Origin of the sequence: Caballeronia sp. GAFFF2, from assembly GCF_023631485.1 — a bacterium.
GTDB lineage: Bacteria > Pseudomonadota > Gammaproteobacteria > Burkholderiales > Burkholderiaceae > Caballeronia.
Genome location: NZ_JALQDA010000018.1, coordinates 42,257 through 58,513, shown reverse-complemented (window position 1 = coordinate 58,513; position 16,257 = coordinate 42,257). Strand labels below are relative to the sequence as shown.

The following is a 16,257-nucleotide window of genomic DNA, read 5'->3' as shown; positions in this document are numbered from 1 at the left end:
CGCACGAGAAGCAGCATACGAACGGGCACGACCCGTATTTGATGGAGTATCTGTGGCAAACGTGAATATGTTTCGATCGACGGTAGTTGCAACAAGCGTGATCGCTGCCGCTCTGATCCTGAGTTCGCCGGCCGGTGCGCAGGCGTTGTCGAATGGCAGCAGTGCCCAAGTCACCGATTCGGTCGTCGCGATCGTCAACGACGGCGTCATTACGCGGCGCGAACTCGAAGATCGCTCGCGCCTCATCGCGCAGCGTCTGCAACAACAGAACGCGCCGGTGCCGCCCGCTGAACAATTGCAGCAGCAGGTGCTCGATCAGATGGTGCTCGAGCGCATTCAGTTGCAGCGCGCGAAGGAAGACAACATCGTCGTCGACGACGCCACCGTGAACCGCACGCTCGAGCGTCTCGCGCAGCAAAACCAGATGACGCTCGACGTCTACCGCTCGCGCATCGAGGCGCAAGGCGTGCCTTGGGCCACCTTCACGCGCGACGCCCGCACCGAACTCACGCTTTCCAAGCTGCGCGAAAAGGAAGTGGACAGCAAGATCACCGTGTCCGACGGCGAAGTGGCGAACTACATCGCCAGCCAGCGCGGTCCCGGCGCGCGCAACTCGAGCGATCTGCACCTGCAGCACATCATGTTCAAGCTGTCTTCCGACGCATCTTCCGCCGATGTCGCGAAGGTGCAGGCGCAAGCCGACGCCGTGCTTAAGCAAGCGCAAAACGGCGACGACTTCGCGAAACTTGCCAAGCAGAATTCGCAGGACACGGACGCAGGCAAGGGCGGCGACCTCGGCTTTCGCACGCCGGGCACGTTGCCGGCGGGCATCGTGTCGGCGGTGGCCACGTTGCGTCCCGGTCAGGTCGTGCCGACGCTTCTGCGCACCGACGGCGGCTTCGAGATCGTCAAGCTGGTCGAACGCCGCGCGAGCCAGGGCACCGCGGCCGATGCGCCGAAGCTCGTGCAGACGCACGTGCGTCACATTCTGCTGCGCGTGTCGGATGGCATGTCGGAACAATCCGCGCGCCAGAAGCTGCTCGACATCAAGCAGCAAGTGCTCTCGGGCGGCGATTTCGCGAACTTCGCGCGCACGTATTCGCAAGACGGTTCGGCCTCGCAAGGCGGCGATCTCGGCTGGATCAGCCCGGGCGAAACCGTGCCCGAGTTCGAACGCGCGATGAACAGCCTGCAGGACGACGCCGTGAGCGACCCGGTGCGCAGCGAATACGGCTATCACCTGATCCAGGTGCTGGGCCGGCGCGACGCGGAAGGGTCGGCCACGCAGCAGCTCGATATCGCGCGTCAGGCCATTGGTCAGCGCAAGGCGGAACAGGCGTACTCCGACTGGCTGCGCGAACTGCGTGACACCGCCTACGTGCAGTACAAGGGCATTGCGGCGCAAGCCCAGCAGTAAGACAGCATGAACGCCGACACCCATCCGCTCGCCCCGGCGATCACCATCGCGATCACCACGGGCGAACCGGCGGGCGTCGGTCCGGAATTGACGGCGGCCGCCCTGCAGGAAGCGCACGCGCGCTGGCCGTTAGCGCGCTTCGTCGTGCTGGGCGACCGCGAGTTGCTCAAGGCACGCGCCGCGTCCTGGCCTGCCGCGCATGGTGGAATCGAGATCGAGCATCATGCGCTTGCCGCGCCCGCCGAGGCCGGCAAGCTGAACGCGGCCAACGGCCGTTACGTGCTGAATCTGCTCGATGCAGCCATCGACGGCGCGCTCGCAGGCCGGTTCGACGCCATCGTTACCGCACCGCTGCAAAAGAGCACGATCAACGACGCCGGCGTGCCTTTCACCGGCCACACCGAATATCTCGCCGAGCGCACGCATACGCCGCAAGTCGTGATGATGCTGGCGGGCACGGGCGAGCGGCCATTGCGCGTTGCGCTTGCCACCACGCATCTGCCGCTGAAGGACGTGTCCGCGGCACTGACCATCGACGGATTGGTCGAGACGCTGCGCATCATCGATCACGATCTGCGCGCGCATTTCGGCCTCGCCGCGCCGCGTATTCTCGTGACCGGGCTGAACCCGCATGCGGGCGAGAACGGTTATCTCGGCCGCGAGGAAATCGATGTCATCGCGCCCGCGCTCGAATGTGCTCGCGCGCTCGGTATCGACGCGCCGGGTCCGTATCCGGCGGATACTCTGTTTCAGCCGCGCTATCTGAAAGACGCCGATTGCGTGCTCGCGATGTTCCACGACCAGGGCTTGCCGGTACTGAAATTCGCAACCTTTGGCGAAGGCATCAATGTCACGCTGGGTTTGCCGATCATCCGCACTTCCGTCGATCACGGCACGGCGCTCGATCTCGCGGGCACGGGCCGCGCCGATGCGGGCAGCATGATCGCGGCCATCGACGCCGCCGTCACGATGGCGCGCCACAAGCACCGAGACAAGCGCGGCGTCTGAGCGTCGCGCGGTTCTTCATCCACATCAGTTTCAAAGGCGTCAGACCGATGTCCACCAGACACCAGGGCCATTTCGCGCGCAAGCGCTTCGGGCAGAACTTTCTCGTCGATCAGGGCGTGATCGATTCGATCGTCGATACGATCGCGCCGAAACGCGGCGAACGCATGGTCGAAATTGGACCGGGTCTTGCCGCGCTGACCGAGCCGCTGATCGAACGGGTGGCCACGCCCGAGTCGCCGCTGCACGCAGTGGAACTCGACCGCGATCTGATCGGCCGGTTGGAAAAGCGCTTTGGCGAGCGTCTCGTCGTGCATTCCGCCGATGCGCTCGAATTCGACTTCGGCTCGCTCGCGCTGGAAGGCGACAAGCCGACGCTGCGTATCGTCGGGAATCTGCCGTACAACATTTCGAGTCCGCTCTTGTTTCACCTGACGAGCTTCGCGCCCAAGGTGATCGACCAGCACTTCATGCTGCAGGACGAAGTGGTCGATCGCATGATTGCCGAGCCCGCCAGCAAGGACTACGGCCGCCTGTCCGTGATGCTGCAATACCGCTATGTGATGGACAAGCTGATCGACGTGCCGCCCGAATCTTTCCAGCCGCCGCCGAAAGTGAATTCCGCGATCGTGCGGATGATTCCGTTCGCGCCGCACGAACTGCCCGTGGTGGATGAGGCGACCTTGAGTGAAGTCGTCAAGGCTGCTTTCGCGCAGCGTCGCAAGGTCCTGCGCAACAATCTCGGCGCGTATCGCGACAGAATCGACTTCGACGCGCTCGGCTTCGATCTCGCGCGTCGCGCCGAAGAAGTGCCGGTGGCGGAGTTCGTTGCGCTGGCACAAGCGCTCGTGCGGGCTTGAGTGTCATAGACATAGCGCGGCGCTCGAAACGTCCGAAAGCAGCCGCATGAGACGTTCGAGCCGCATGCGCTGGTCGCGATGCAGGCCGCGCGTCGCGCTGACCTGCTGCACGCGACTGCGCCAGTACGTCTGGCCGAACAGCGAATTCGCGCCTTCCTTCGACAGGACGCGTTCCAGATGCACGATGGCGGCATCGACTGTCTGCGTGGTGTAAGGGCTCGTTGCGCTCACTTGTTCTCCTCGTTCTGTTCGTTCTTCGGCGGATGCGAGTGAGTCATTGTGCAAGCCCGCAGGGACACATCGCGTCCCGAAGAAACACGTTCCAACGCGACGCGATTCGTTCATTGCGGCTGCTATCATCGTCGCTCCGCGCGGTCATCGAGTACATCAAAAAGGAGGCAACGCCATGCGGTTCGTTCACGCGGCGGATATCCATCTGGACAGCCCGTTGCACGGTCTCGCCGCTTATGCCGACGCGCCCGCCGATCTCTTGCGCAACGCCACGCGCGACGCATTCACGAAACTCGTCGATGTCGCGCTCGAAGAGGCGGTGGACTTCATGGTCATCGCGGGCGATCTCTACGACGGCACCTGGCGCGACTACAACACGGGCATCTTCTTTTGCCGCGAGATGGGGCGCTTGCGACGCGCGGGCATTCCGGTTTATGTACTCTTCGGCAATCACGACGCCGAGAGCGAGATGACGAGCCAGTTGCAGCTGCCCGACAACGTGCACACGTTTTCGAGCAGAAAACCGCAGACCTTTCGACTCGACGCCCTGAAGGTGGCGCTGCACGGCCACAGCTTCAAGGAAAAAGCGGTCACGACGAATCTCGTCACCGCGTATCCGCAGCCGGTCGAGGGCTACTTCAACATCGGCGTGTTGCATACCGCGCTCGAAGGCAGCGCGGCGCACGCGAGTTACGCGCCGTGCTCGATCGCCGAGTTGCACGCGCGGCAATATCACTACTGGGCGCTTGGCCACGTGCACGATTTCGCCATCTGGCAAGAGGCCTCCACGATCGTGTTTCCTGGCAACCTTCAGGGCCGCAACATCCGCGAAACGGGCCGGCGCGGCGCGGTGATCGTCCACGGTTTCGGAGACGGAAGAGGTGAGCGTCGCGCGGCTTTTCATCGATGTCTTGCGCTGGGAGTCCGTTATCGTCGATGCCAGCGAAGCCGTCACGCTCGATGACGTCGCGCTCGCGGTCGGACGCGCGCTCGATGCGCTCGTCGAATCCGCCGCGCAACCCGTGCCGCTCGCGGTGCGGGTGACCATCACCGGCGCGACCGAAGCGCATGGCGCGCTATTCGGTCTCGAAGCGCAACTGCGCGCCGAAGTGTTGGCGCAGATCGCGGCGATCAGCCACGACCGTCTGTGGCTGGAAAAAGTGAAGATCGCGACGCAGCCGATCGTGCATTCGAGCGCGGCGGGCGAACCGTTCGCCGGCGGCGCCGATGCGCTCGCCGACCTGCACGCCTTGTTGGTCGAAGCCGAGTCCGACCCGGAATTTCTAAGCATGTTGAAAGAGCGTTTGATCGGTCTGGCGTCGCAGGCGCCGAGCGAATTACAAAAGTCGGTGCCCGAACTCGAATACGTGCGAAACGACGATCTCGCGCGGATCGTCGCCGAAGTGCGCTCTGGTCTGATCGCCCAACTCGCGGATGCGGAATAGGCTCATGCGCATCGGCAAGCTAGAACTGATTCGCTTCGGCAAGTTCACGGATCGCGTCATCGAATTTCCGGCGGCGCCGCAGGATTTTCACTTCATCGTCGGACCGAACGAGGCGGGCAAGTCGACCATCAAGACGGCGATTGCCGAATTGCTGTTCGGCATTCCGCAGCGCTCGCCGCTCGCGTTCGTGCATCCGCAGAGCGATCTGCAACTCGGCGCAACGCTGCAACTGAACGACGAGACGCTCGCGTTTCATCGCACCAAGAGCCGCAAGGCGTCGCTTGCCAAACCCAATGGCGACGCGCTCGCCGCCGATGCGCTCGCGCCCTTCATCGGCACGGCGGACAAGAGCTTCTTCGAGCAGATGTACTGTCTCGGCCACGAAGGATTGATTGCGGGCGGACGAAGCATTCTCGATGCATCGAGCGATGTCGGGCAGGTGCTGTTTCAATCGGCTGCGGGCATTGCGAGTCTTGGCGCCGTGCGGCAACGCCTGGCCGAGGAAGCGGACGCGCTCTGGGCCAAGCGCAAGTCAGGCGACCGCGCGTATTACATCGGCCTCAAGCAATTCGAGGAAGCCACGAGCGAACTAAAGATGGCAAGCGTGCGCACGACGCAATGGCGCAAGACATATACGGCGGTCGATGAAGCCGAGGAGCGCGGCCGCGCGCTCGAAACGCGTCGCGCGGAACTCGAAGCGAAACGCGGCAAGCTGGAGCGGATTCGCCGCGTCGCGCCGTATTTGAACGTGTGGCGCGAGAAGGCGGCCGAGCTCGCGGAACTCGGCGAAGTCACCGATCTTCCCGCCGACGCCGAAGCTGTCTTGCAAAGCGCGCTGACACGGCTTGCATCGGCGCAAACCGCGCACGAGCTGCACGCGAAGGCGACGGCGCAACGTCAGGCGGAGCTGAACGAAATCCGTATCGACCACGCGTTGCTCGCGCTGGAAACCCGGATACGCGCGCTCGACACCACGCGTCATCGGTGCGCGCATCACGCGACCGACATCGCGCGACTCGAACACGATGTCGCCGCGCGCTTGCGCCAAGTCGCGCAGGATTGCGCGGAACTCGGCTGGCCGCAAAACGAAGCGGGCGCGCGTCAGGCGCTGCCCGGACAGCTTGCGTTGCAGACGGTCACGAGCCTGATGCGCGAACGCGGCACGTTGGAGACGGCGGCGCGCAATGCGGCGCGCTCGGTCGATGAGACGCTCGGCCAGATCGGGACATTGAAGGCGCGACTTGGCGGCATCGCCGAGGGCGAGGTCTCGCAGGAGTTGCGTCGCGCGCTGCGGCAAGCGCAGAAGTATCGCGAAACGGGCGCGGCGCAAGACCGTCTCGGCGACGCGCGCCGCGAAGCCGCGCAAGCGCTCGAAGCGGGCCTTGCATCGCTTGGCCAATGGTCGCGGCCAATTGCCGAACTGCAAGCGATGAACTTGCCGTCGATCGAGCGTATCGCCATCTTGCGCAACGAGCGGCAGGAGTTCGCGCTTCGGCTGACGCGCGCCGCCGATCGCATGAACGAAGCGCACGACGCGCTGCACGCCACGCAAGCCGAACTCGCCGATTTCACGCAGACGCATGATGTCGTCACGGGCGATCAGGTTCGCGGTGCTCGCAAGACGCGCGATACCGCGTGGCACGCGCTCAAGAGTGGCGCGACGCCGCTCGATTCGGGCGCGCCGCTTTTCGAGACGGCGATGCACACCGCCGATGACCTTGCCGACCGCAGACTCGATTCCATCGGACAAGCCACGCAGTTCAGCGCGTTGCAGCGGCGCGTGGCGGTCGATCAGGAAACGCTCGCACGAAGGCAACGCAGCGCGGACGAAGCCGCAAAAGCGCTCGCGGACGTCGATGCGGCGTGGCACGCGCTCGCATCGCACAGTCAAATTGCGGAGATGGCGCTCGACGACGTCCCTTCATGGCTCACGCGTCGCGAGCACGTAATCGAGGCGGCGCGCACGCTTGCCCGGCGCGCGGAAGAGTTCGAGCGCGAAAGCGCCGAAGCGGCCACGCGCCATGAAGACCTCGCGCGGCATTTGCCGTTGGCGGAAGCCACCGCCGACTTTGACGCGCTCTGCGATGCCGCCGAAGCGCATATCGGCGCTATCGACGAAGCGGTGATCGAGCGGCGTCATATCGTCGGGCAACTCGACGAAGCGCAAGCGGAACTGGTCACGCGGCAGAACACGGCCAAGGCCGCTGCGCTTGCCTTCGAGCGATGGCAAGCCGAATGGTCGCAAGCCGCGGCGAAAGCGGGCGTGGCGGCTGCGGCGGACTCGCAGGCGGCGGCCGAATTGGCCATTGGTATCGTCCACAAGATCGGCGAACAGCTCGTGCAGATCGACGCCATTCGCCACGGACAGATCGACGCCATGCGCGCGGCGCTCGCCTCGTTCGAGTCCGATGCAAGGCAGCTCGCGCTTGAACTCGATGGCACGAACCATGTGCGTGAGCCCGGCGCAATCGCGGCCGAACTCTCGGCGCGGCTCGATACCGCGTGCGCGGCGCGTGCCGATGCCGAGCGTCTGAAGAAGGAACTGGCATCGGCGAGCGAGCAGGTGAGCCGCGCCGAGGCGGGCGTCGAGGAAGCGAAGTCGGCGCTGCGTCCGCTTTACGAGCGGGCCCGCGTGGACAGCGCGGAGTTGCTCGCGCCGCTCATCGGCAAATCGCAGAAGAAGCGCGCGTTGCTCACCGCGATCGATGCCGCGCGCGATGCGCTGATCAAAGGTGGCGACGGCCTCGCGCTCGACGTTCTGATCGCGGAAGTGGAGGGCGCGGACCTGTCCGGTCTGCACGGCGAACTGTCGCTGATCGGCGCGGCGCTCGGCGATTCCGTGAAGGCATCGAGCGAACTGGCGACGGAGCTCGATGCCGCGCGCCGCGAACTCAACGCGATCTCCGGCGAAGGCAACGCCGCGCGCGCCGAAGCGAAGCGGCAGGAAGCGCTATCCGTCATGGCCGATGCCGCCGAGCGCTTCGTCAAGGTGGAGACGGCATCGACGCTCCTGAAGTGGGCGATCGACCGATACCGCGAACGCCGTCAAGGCCCGATGCTCACGCGCGCAAGCACGATTTTCTCGGAGCTCACGCTCGGCGCGTTCTCGCGGCTCGCCGTGGATTACGACCGCCAGCCGATGGCGCTCGCCGCCATTCGCGAGAGCGGCGAACACGTCGAGATCACCGGCATGAGCGAAGGCACGCGCGATCAGCTTTATCTCGCGCTGCGTCTGGCTGCGTTGGAGGAGCATGCCGAGAAGGCGTCGCCGCTACCGTTCGTGGCCGACGATCTCTTCATCAATTTCGACGACGGCCGCGCGCGCGCCGGCCTGCGCGTCTTGAGCGCAATCGCGATGCACACGCAGGTGATTTTTTTGAGCCATCACGATCATCTCGTGGACATGGTGCGCGAAGTGTTCGGACCGAAGGTCAACGTGCACTTCATGCGCTAGGCGGTTTCACTCGCACGCGCGTACCGAGCCGCGAGCTTGCGGAAGTCGTCCGCGAATTCGTCGCGCAGCGTTTGCGGCGCGAGAATCTCGACGCCCGCGCCGAGCGCGCGCAGCCACCAGCGCAGCTTAAGGCTCGGCGTCACCGTGCCGGTCACCTTCATGCGGCCGTCGGGCAGCATGTCGATGTGCTGATCTTTCGACATCGGCGACTCGCGTAGCTGGTTGCCCGAACTGCCTTCGAACGCGAGTTCGAGGCGCACGGGCGGCTCGGGCAGAAAGTCGAAGACCTGCTGCGTCTCGATGTACTTGCGCAGCTTGAAGTCTTCGGGATACGTGAAGGACTCGCCCGACTCGGACACCGAACGAATGCGGTCCAGCCTGTACAGCGCGCGCACCCATTCCTTTTCGCCTTTTTCCGGGCGCGGCGCACGGCCCGGGTCCTGCGCGACCATGTACATCACGCCAGCGGATTCGACGAGCGCGAGCGGCCAGAGCGTCCTGGTTTTTGGCGCGTCGCCTTGCTCGCCTTTGTACGCGGCGCGGTACTGCACGAGCAGTTCGCGCTCGAAGAAAGTCGCTGTCGCCACGGCCTGAAAGATGTCCGGACGCAGCTTTGGACGAATCAGCGTGAAGGCGCCATCGACGGAATCGATCTTGTCCGCCCACGCGCGGTAGATGCGGCTGTCCGCCTTTTCCTGCGAGAGCCGCGCTTCGGCTGCCTTGAAGAGCGGGTCGATGTCGCGCGTGACCGCGTTCGGCAGCTTGTTGCCGGCAAAGCGCTGCAGGATGTGAAACGCCACGGCTTCCGATGCGCTCATCAAGCCGACGCCTTCCTGCAGACCATGCAGCCACGGTTTGCGTTGCCAGAGCAGTTCGCGGCCGTTTTGCATCGACATGACGCGCGATTCGGCTTCGAGCGCGGTGAGATGCCGCTGCACTTTTTTCGTGTATCCAACGCGATGCCCGCGCTCTTCGAGACGACGGCGAATTTCGGGTGTGGAGAGCCACGCGAGCGCGTCGCGTTCGGTTGGCAGCACGCGGAGAATGGCTTCGTCGAGGCTCGAGGTCATGACGGTGCGTTGGGTTGGAAGCGGAGAGGTTTGATTATAGGCAGCATTGGGACAGAGGATGTCTCGAACGGTCGAGCGCTGTTTAGGATTGTTCTAGTGACGTTTCGCGCGGCGAGCGGAAAGAATGCCCACGGTTAAACGAGCGTCGAGGAGCATTCAGAAGCATGAGCAAACGAGAGCAAGCCAACGAGGAGCTTTTACAGAAGCTCAAGGGCCGGACAACACATGCCATCCAGCGGTATTTCTTCTCGCACGGCGTGTGCGTGAGCCGGTTGGACATTCATCGCGCGATGCGGCTGCCGGAACACGAACCGACTTTCCTCGCGCTGAGACCTTCGTTTGCGCAGGTTAACGAAGCGATCGGTTTGCTGGGCGATATCGGATCATTGTCGCTTCCGTCGAAGGAAAAGTCGATGCGCGCGGTGTACGAGATCGAAGCGCGGTTGCAAGAGCGGCACGGCGCCGTCGACGGATTGGATGCGGCGCTCGCGCGACTCGATGTGGCCATGCGTTCGGTGCCAGCCCAGCCAAAGCTCTGGCCTCATGCGGCGTGGGGCCTGTTATTGCTGATGATGGCTTACATCGAGTGGCCATTCGCGCTCGCCGGACTGATCGTGTTCGGCGCCGGACTTGGCAAGCACTTGAAGTACAAGCGGCGCCGTGCAGACGCGGATCGCGCTGTGAGCGAGGCCAACGCGAATTTTGAATCAGTAGCGGCGCTTGAGTTGACGCCAAGGGTCGAATTGCTCGAACGATGAAGACTGGTGCTGGTGCGAAGCCAGCGAAGAAAAAGGAAAGGGCCGCGCTAAGCGCGGCCCTTCGATTTCTTTGGTAGGCCGTACGGGATTCGAACCTGTGACCAACGGATTAAAAGTCCGCTGCTCTACCAGCTGAGCTAACGACCCAAAGAGGCGAAATTATAATCGGCCGTTTCGGATTCTGTCAAGGCAGCGCGGGCTGTGCGCGCATCGACGAAACAAAGAAAAACGCCCGCGGCGCAACGGCCCGCGGGCATTCGTCTCGAGAGGCGCGAAACCCGAAAGCTTCGCTCGATGCTTCGATGCTTCTTGTCACTTCACCTGCGACATCTTGCTCTGCGCCGACTGTGCGACTTCAGTGCCGGAATACTGCGAGATGATCTGCTGCAGCGTCTGTTTAGCAGCCGCTTTCTGACCCTGTTCGATCTGGTTATTCGCGATTGCGAGCAACGCCTCAGGCGCTCGCGGATGCGTTGGGTACGTCTTCACCAGATTCTGCCAGACCCCAGTCGATCCCTTGTAGTCGCGCTGCGCATACAGCGCGTTGCCGAGCCAATACTGCGCGGTCGGCTGATACGGGCTCTGCGGATACTTCGAGACGAATGCCTTGAACGAAGTCGCGGCATTCTTGTAGTCACCGTTGCGGAACTCGGTCGATGCCGCGTTGAACGCTTCCGTCTCGCCAGGTTGCACGGCGCCCGATACGCCGTCGATAGTCTGCTGCTGCGGCTCGAACTTCTTCAAGCGCGTATCGAGGTCGGCGTAATAGTCTTTCTGCTGCTTCTGCAGCGTGGCAACCTGATTGCCCAGATCCTCGTTCTGCCCTCGAAGCGTCGCGACCTGCTGATTAAGCTGATCGATACGATTCGACTGATCGAGGATCGTGCGCTGCGCGGCGGACAACTGGTTGCCCAGACTGTCCGTCTTCGTGCGCAGATCGAGTACGGCCTTGCGCGCTTCGTTGTCGTCGAAGACGCCAGCGTGCGCGGGCACGGCAAGCATCGTCGAACCTGCGACGCACGCGGCTGCGGCAAGGCGCAGCAAGGAAAAGCGATACAACATAGGGCAACTCACCCGTGACTAAGTTACGTTACGTGGACTACTGCTATTGCTGCTGTTATTGCTGGTAGGCAAGATCCGCACGACGGTTCTGTGCGTACGACGAATCGTCGTGACCCGTCGCCATCGGCTTTTCCTTGCCAAGGCTTACCGCTTCCATTTGCGAATCGGCAACGCCCATCAACGACATGGCGCGACGCACGGCTTCCGCACGCTTCTGACCAAGCGCCAGGTTGTACTCGCTCGTGCCGCGCTCGTCGGTGTTGCCTTGAATCAGGACGTGACGTTCCGGGTGGCTCTTCAGGTACGTCGAGTGTTGTTGCAGCAGCGGCTGATAGTCGTCCTTCACGGCGTAGCTGTCGAAGTCGAAGAAGATGCTGCGCTTGGCGAGCGGGCTGTTCGGGTCGTTCAGCGGGTCGATGTTGACCTGCTTGACGTCCGTCGGGTTCGGCTGCGTGCCGACCGAGCCCTTGTTCGCGCCTTCATCGAGCTTCACGCCCGAGTGACAAGCTGCCAATGCGCCGACCATCGCAACTGCCAGGCCGATACGAAGTTTCGACATCATGGTACCTCTCCTTGTGTTGTAGCTGAACGTTGTATTTGAACGTGTTTGCTGAACTTACTGCATGAACGGACCCCAGGACGGCTCGCGCACCACACCGCCCTGTACGGACAAGACTTGCCGCGTACGACCATCGGTCGATACGGCTGCCAACACGCCACGTCCGTTCACTTGGGTGGCGTAGAGGATGTACTGACCATTCGCCGCGAAGCTCGGCGATTCGTCATGCGTCGTGTCGGTCAGCCCCGTCGCCGTGCCGGACCCGAGGTCCTGCAAATACAGCTTGAAGCCGCCACCGGTGCGCGAAATGTACGCGAGTTGCTTGCCGTCCGGACTCACGCGCGGGCTTGTGTTGTAGCTGCCCGTAAACGTGACCCGCTGGGCCGCGCCGGCGTTTTCACCCGCCGCCGGCATCTTGTAGATCTGCGGTTGGCCGCCGCGATCGCTCGTAAAGTAAATGGAGTTGCCATCGGGCGAGAAGGCCGGCTCGGTATCGATGGAACTGCCTTGTGTCAGACGACGCAGGCCAGAGCCGTCCGCGTTGACTTCGAAAACCTGCGTATTGCCGGTGCGCGACAAGGCCACGGCCAGCTTGCTGCCGTCAGGCGACCACGCCGGCGCACTGTTGTTGCCCTTCTGATTCGATACGACCACGCGCCGCCCGGTCGGCAGATCGTGGATGTAGACCACCGGCTTCTTCTTTTCGAACGACACGTAGGCGACCTTCGTGCCGTCCGGCGACCATGCCGGCGAAATGATTGGCTCCGGGCTGGAAAGGGCGATCTTCGCGTCCTGACCGTCCGAGTCCGAAATCTGCAATTGGTAGCGTCCGCCCGTCTGAATGACGTACGACAGACGGGTTGCGAACACGCCGCGGCCACCGAGCAACTTGGCGTAGATGTAGTCCGCGATCTTGTGTGCGCTCATGCGCAGGCCGCTTTCGGCGGAAACGAGCGACAAACCGCCGAGATTCTGCTGCTTGACCGTGTCGTAGAGACGGAAGCGCACTTCGTACTGGCCGTTCGGCAGCTTGTTCACGCTACCCGATACGAACGCGTCCGCGCCCTTGGCTTTCCATGCGCCGAGATCGACCGAATCGGTCTCGGAAACCGGCGTGCCGCCCGCGTCGATATTCGTGAATTTGCCGCTTCTCTGCAGGTCCTGACGAATGATCGCGCTGACCTGTTGCGGTGAGCTGCCCTCATTGGCGAAGTTGGCCGTGGCGATCGGAAACTGGGTAGAACCGACGCCAGTCACGAGCACGTTCAACTGGGCATGTGCGGCGGTACCGGCGGCGATCAGACAGGATGCGACCAGCGTTTTCAAGCCAAGCTTCTTCATCAAACTCATGCTGTATTCGTTCCAGAAAAATGCGTTTTCAAGTGACCCGAGACTGCACAAACAGACCCCCGATTGCACGATTCGTTCCCGTGCGGCAACGGTCTTGCGCTTTGCAGTGATCCCGCGCAATCAACTGCCAGCCGGGCGCAGCGTGATCGTAAATGACCCTGGCGCCTGGTCGTTAATGTCCTTCGGCATGGGATCGGAGCGCTGCACCGCGCGCAACGCGGCAGCGTCCCACTGCTCGTTGCCGCTCGACCGCGTAATGGTCGCCGAAAGCAGCGTGCCCGAAGGCGCGCAGCGCACCGACACGACCGTTTCCAGCCCGGACGTTTCGCCCGACCAGATGATATTCGGCCGCACGCGACGCTGCACCTTCTCGGCATAACCCGCCGACGCCGCGTTGCCGCCCGCGCCCTTGCCGGTGCCGCCCTTGGCCAGCCCTTCGCCGCTCGAATTCGTGCCGCCGCCGAGCTGCCCTTGCAACTGCGCGAGGCGCGACTTGCGTTCGGCATCGACCTTCGCCTTCGCTTCCGCATCCGCCTTGGCTTTTGCCTGCGCCGCGGCCTTGGCCTTGGCTTGCGCATCGGCTTTTGCCTTGGCTTCGGCATCGGTTTTCGCCTTGGCTTCCTTCTGTTCCTGAAGCTGCTCGGCCTTTTGCGCTTCGGCTTGTTGCTGCTGACGCGCCTTGTCCTGTTGCAGCTTCGCCTGCTGTTGCTTTTGCAGGTCGGCCTGACGTTGCTGTTCGATCTGCTTTTGCTTGTCCTGCATGGCCTTCTGCGCGGCGGCCGCCGCGGCGGCCTGAGCGGCGACTTGCTGCTGGCGCTTCGCTTCGGCTTCCTGCTGCGCCAATTCCTGCTGGCGGCGCTGCTCGGCCAATTGTGCATCGCGTGCGGCGGCTTCCTGCTTACGCTTCTTTTCCTGCAGCGCGATGTCGGCGTCCTCGTCCTTCGCGGGCGGCGGCGCAGGCTGCGGCTTCACGGCCACGGGCGGCGGGGGCGCGACGCGCGGCGTGGGAGCAGGCGTGTCGGGAATCTCGGTCCACAGTTCCGCCTCGGCTCCGGCGGGGGTGTTGTTCTGCCAGTTGATGCCGTGATATAGCAACCAGCCAAGCAGCAAGTGCATGACGGCGGCGAGCGCGAAAGCGCGGCCCGTACCGCGTTCGCGCGGCGGGCGGATGGGTCGCGCTGATGAGCCGCGCGTCTGCCGGTTCTGCAAAAGGGTCATTGCGATTTGACGAGCAATCCGACGCGCTTCACGCCGCGCGCCTTCATATCGGACATCACGTTCATGACGACTTCATACTTCACGGTCTTGTCCGCCGCGATGACGACGGGTTGATCCGGATGCGACTCCTGACGATTGAGCACGAACGTGTTCAGGTCGTCCTTGGTCATTCTCTGCTCTTGCGTCGCGCCGCCTTCTTCCTTGTAGCGCACGTTCATGCTGCCGTCGGCCTTGATGTTGATGACGAGCGGCGGCTGCTGTTCCTGCGGCTGCGCGTTGCCGACGGTCGGCAAGTTGATGATCGAAGGCGACACGAGCGGCGCCGTCACCATGAAGATGACGAGCAACACGAGCATCACGTCGATATACGGCACGACATTGATGTCGGCCATGGCGCGGCGCGAACTGCCGCGCATGCTGGAACGGGACGAGCCTGCCATTGTGACTCCTTAGTGCGCCTGACGCTGCAAGATGTTCGAGAACTCTTCGATGAAGGTCTCGAAGCGGATCGCCAGACGGTCGATATCGTGAGCGTAGCGGTTGTAAGCGACCACGGCGGGAATCGCGGCGAAGAGGCCGATCGCGGTCGCGACGAGCGCTTCGGCAATGCCGGGCGCCACGTTGGCGAGCGTTGCCTGCTGTACGTTTGCGAGGCCGCGGAACGAATTCATGATGCCCCAGACCGTGCCGAACAAACCGATATACGGACTGACCGAGCCGACCGATGCGAGAAACGCGAGATTCGCTTCGAGCACGTCCATTTCACGCTGAAAGGCAGCCCGCATGGCGCGGCGCGAACCGTCGAGAATCGCGCCCGGATCGGTGATGCGGCGCTCCTTGCCCTTCAAGAACTCGCGCATGCCCGATTCGAAGATACGCTCGAGCGCGCCGATGGTGTGACGGTTGTTCGCCGCGCTTTGATACAGCGCCTGCAGGTCGCCGCCGGACCAGAAATCGCGTTCGAAACGCTCGGTTTGCGCGCGCGCGCGCCGAATGGCGAACCACTTGCGGAAGATGAAAGTCCACGACAGCAGCGAGAGCAGAAGCAGCAGGGCCATGACGGCCTGCGCGAGCAGGCTCGCATGAATGACGAGAGATACGATCGACAAGTCTTGTGTGTTGTTCATAAAAGTCCGCTGCTTCCACCTGCTATTAGCTGCTATTTACGTCCGGAAAAGGGGCTTCCGGTCAAAGGCGCGTCAGGCTTTCGTGACCGCGACATCAATAAAACGAAAGCCGCCTCGTGGCCGGCTCTTGCTCGTGAAGCGTTCAAACCGGGTGCGCGCGACGCTCGTCCGCGGCAAGCACGACCTGCCCGGCATGAGGACCGCGCCTCAATCCTTCGAGAACTCGTTCGGGAATACCGGCAGGGCGAATCGTTGCGCGATCCACCGAAGCGACGCGAATATCGCCGCTTGCAAGAAGAACCGCGTCACGCCACGCTTCCTGATGAAAATCCACCGATGCGCGCCCGAGCCGCGCGATACGGCTCACGATGCGAATGGAGTCGTCCAGGCGCGCGGGAGCCGAATAATCGACGGATGTTCTTCTCACGACGAACACGATGCCGGCCGATTCGGCCAGCCGCTGCTGGTCGATACCGCACGCGCGCAGCCATTCGGTGCGCGCACGCTCGAAGAACTTCAGGTAGTTCGCGTAGAAGACAATGCCGCCCGCGTCGGTGTCCTCGTAGTACACCCGAATCGGCCATTCGAAATTCAACGAATCACTCACCTTTGCGCCGCCCCGCTCGCGCGGAGGCTTTTGGACCCGCTCCGGCTCGCTTTTTGACAAATAAACATCCGCGGCATTTTACCGGAAGCGGAAG

At 63.2% G+C, this 16,257-nt stretch carries 14 protein-coding genes, 1 tRNA gene and 1 pseudogene; 6 read left to right on the top strand and 10 right to left on the bottom strand.

Translation table 11 applies throughout. The features are described from left to right. The first annotated feature begins 52 nt into the window (after nt 1-52). Genes NCT04_RS12065 through rsmA form a run of 3 tightly spaced genes read left to right on the top strand, consistent with a single transcriptional unit; the run spans nt 53 to nt 3,282 of the window. Complete coding sequence (locus tag NCT04_RS12065) at nt 53-1,417, top strand: peptidylprolyl isomerase (RefSeq protein WP_404989346.1); 1,365 nt, start codon at nt 53-55, stop codon at nt 1,415-1,417. Nucleotides 1,418-1,423: 6 nt separating this feature from the next. Further along, nucleotides 1,424-2,425, top strand: a complete 1,002-nt coding sequence (gene pdxA, locus NCT04_RS12060; protein ID WP_250465609.1) for a 4-hydroxythreonine-4-phosphate dehydrogenase PdxA — start codon at nt 1,424-1,426, stop codon at nt 2,423-2,425. A 47-nt stretch (nt 2,426-2,472) separates the two neighbouring features. After that, a complete protein-coding gene (gene rsmA, locus NCT04_RS12055; protein ID WP_250465607.1) occupies nt 2,473-3,282 on the top strand; it encodes a 16S rRNA (adenine(1518)-N(6)/adenine(1519)-N(6))-dimethyltransferase RsmA in 810 nt (269 codons plus the stop codon). A gap of 3 nt (nt 3,283-3,285) precedes the next feature. Here rsmA and NCT04_RS12050 read toward each other — a convergent pair whose 3' ends face one another. Then, nucleotides 3,286-3,513, bottom strand: coding sequence for a hypothetical protein (locus NCT04_RS12050; protein WP_244826201.1), 228 nt, complete (start codon nt 3,511-3,513; stop codon nt 3,286-3,288). A gap of 175 nt (nt 3,514-3,688) precedes the next feature. Here NCT04_RS12050 and NCT04_RS12045 point away from each other — a divergent pair. Together NCT04_RS12045 and NCT04_RS12040 are read left to right on the top strand one after the other, a co-directional pair. Next, nucleotides 3,689-4,958: pseudogene (locus NCT04_RS12045) on the top strand (metallophosphoesterase family protein). A gap of 4 nt (nt 4,959-4,962) precedes the next feature. Further along, on the top strand, nt 4,963-8,412 hold the full coding sequence (locus tag NCT04_RS12040; RefSeq protein ID WP_250465605.1) for an ATP-binding protein: 3,450 nt from the start codon (nt 4,963-4,965) through the stop codon (nt 8,410-8,412). On the opposite strand, the gene NCT04_RS12035 is transcribed toward NCT04_RS12040, so the two are convergent. Next, on the bottom strand, nt 8,409-9,482 hold the full coding sequence (locus tag NCT04_RS12035) for a helix-turn-helix transcriptional regulator (RefSeq protein WP_244826198.1): 1,074 nt from the start codon (nt 9,480-9,482) through the stop codon (nt 8,409-8,411). The genes NCT04_RS12040 and NCT04_RS12035 overlap by 4 nt on opposite strands. A gap of 413 nt (nt 9,483-9,895) precedes the next feature. On the opposite strand from NCT04_RS12035, the gene NCT04_RS12030 reads away from it, so the two are divergent. Beyond that, nucleotides 9,896-10,240, top strand: a complete 345-nt coding sequence (locus NCT04_RS12030) for a hypothetical protein (RefSeq protein WP_250465603.1) — start codon at nt 9,896-9,898, stop codon at nt 10,238-10,240. 71 nt (nt 10,241-10,311) lie between these two features. Here the strand turns inward: NCT04_RS12030 and NCT04_RS12025 are convergent. From NCT04_RS12025 to ybgC, 8 genes are all read right to left on the bottom strand, one after another. Next, nucleotides 10,312-10,387: transfer RNA gene (locus NCT04_RS12025), tRNA-Lys, on the bottom strand. Between the two features lie 165 nt (nt 10,388-10,552). Further along, complete coding sequence (ybgF, locus tag NCT04_RS12020; RefSeq protein WP_250465601.1) at nt 10,553-11,302, bottom strand: tol-pal system protein YbgF; 750 nt, start codon at nt 11,300-11,302, stop codon at nt 10,553-10,555. A 55-nt stretch (nt 11,303-11,357) separates the two neighbouring features. Beyond that, the gene (pal, locus tag NCT04_RS12015; protein WP_244826195.1) at nt 11,358-11,864 is read right to left on the bottom strand and encodes a peptidoglycan-associated lipoprotein Pal; all 507 of its coding nucleotides are present in this window, start codon (nt 11,862-11,864) and stop codon (nt 11,358-11,360) included. Between the two features lie 54 nt (nt 11,865-11,918). Continuing rightward, on the bottom strand, nt 11,919-13,211 hold the full coding sequence (tolB, locus tag NCT04_RS12010) for a Tol-Pal system beta propeller repeat protein TolB (RefSeq protein WP_244826194.1): 1,293 nt from the start codon (nt 13,209-13,211) through the stop codon (nt 11,919-11,921). Nucleotides 13,212-13,331: 120 nt separating this feature from the next. Then, a complete protein-coding gene (gene tolA / locus NCT04_RS12005; protein ID WP_244826193.1) occupies nt 13,332-14,429 on the bottom strand; it encodes a cell envelope integrity protein TolA in 1,098 nt (365 codons plus the stop codon). Then, nucleotides 14,426-14,869 carry a protein TolR gene (gene tolR / locus NCT04_RS12000; protein ID WP_244826192.1) on the bottom strand — a complete coding sequence of 148 codons (444 nt, stop codon included), beginning with the start codon at nt 14,867-14,869 and terminating at the stop codon, nt 14,426-14,428. The genes tolA and tolR overlap by 4 nt, the downstream gene beginning before the upstream one ends. A 9-nt stretch (nt 14,870-14,878) precedes the next feature. Then, nucleotides 14,879-15,556, bottom strand: a complete 678-nt coding sequence (gene tolQ / locus NCT04_RS11995) for a protein TolQ (RefSeq protein ID WP_016346195.1) — start codon at nt 15,554-15,556, stop codon at nt 14,879-14,881. A gap of 142 nt (nt 15,557-15,698) precedes the next feature. Beyond that, nucleotides 15,699-16,151, bottom strand: coding sequence for a tol-pal system-associated acyl-CoA thioesterase (ybgC, locus tag NCT04_RS11990; protein ID WP_250465599.1), 453 nt, complete (start codon nt 16,149-16,151; stop codon nt 15,699-15,701). Between the last annotated feature and the right edge of the window lie 106 nt (nt 16,152-16,257).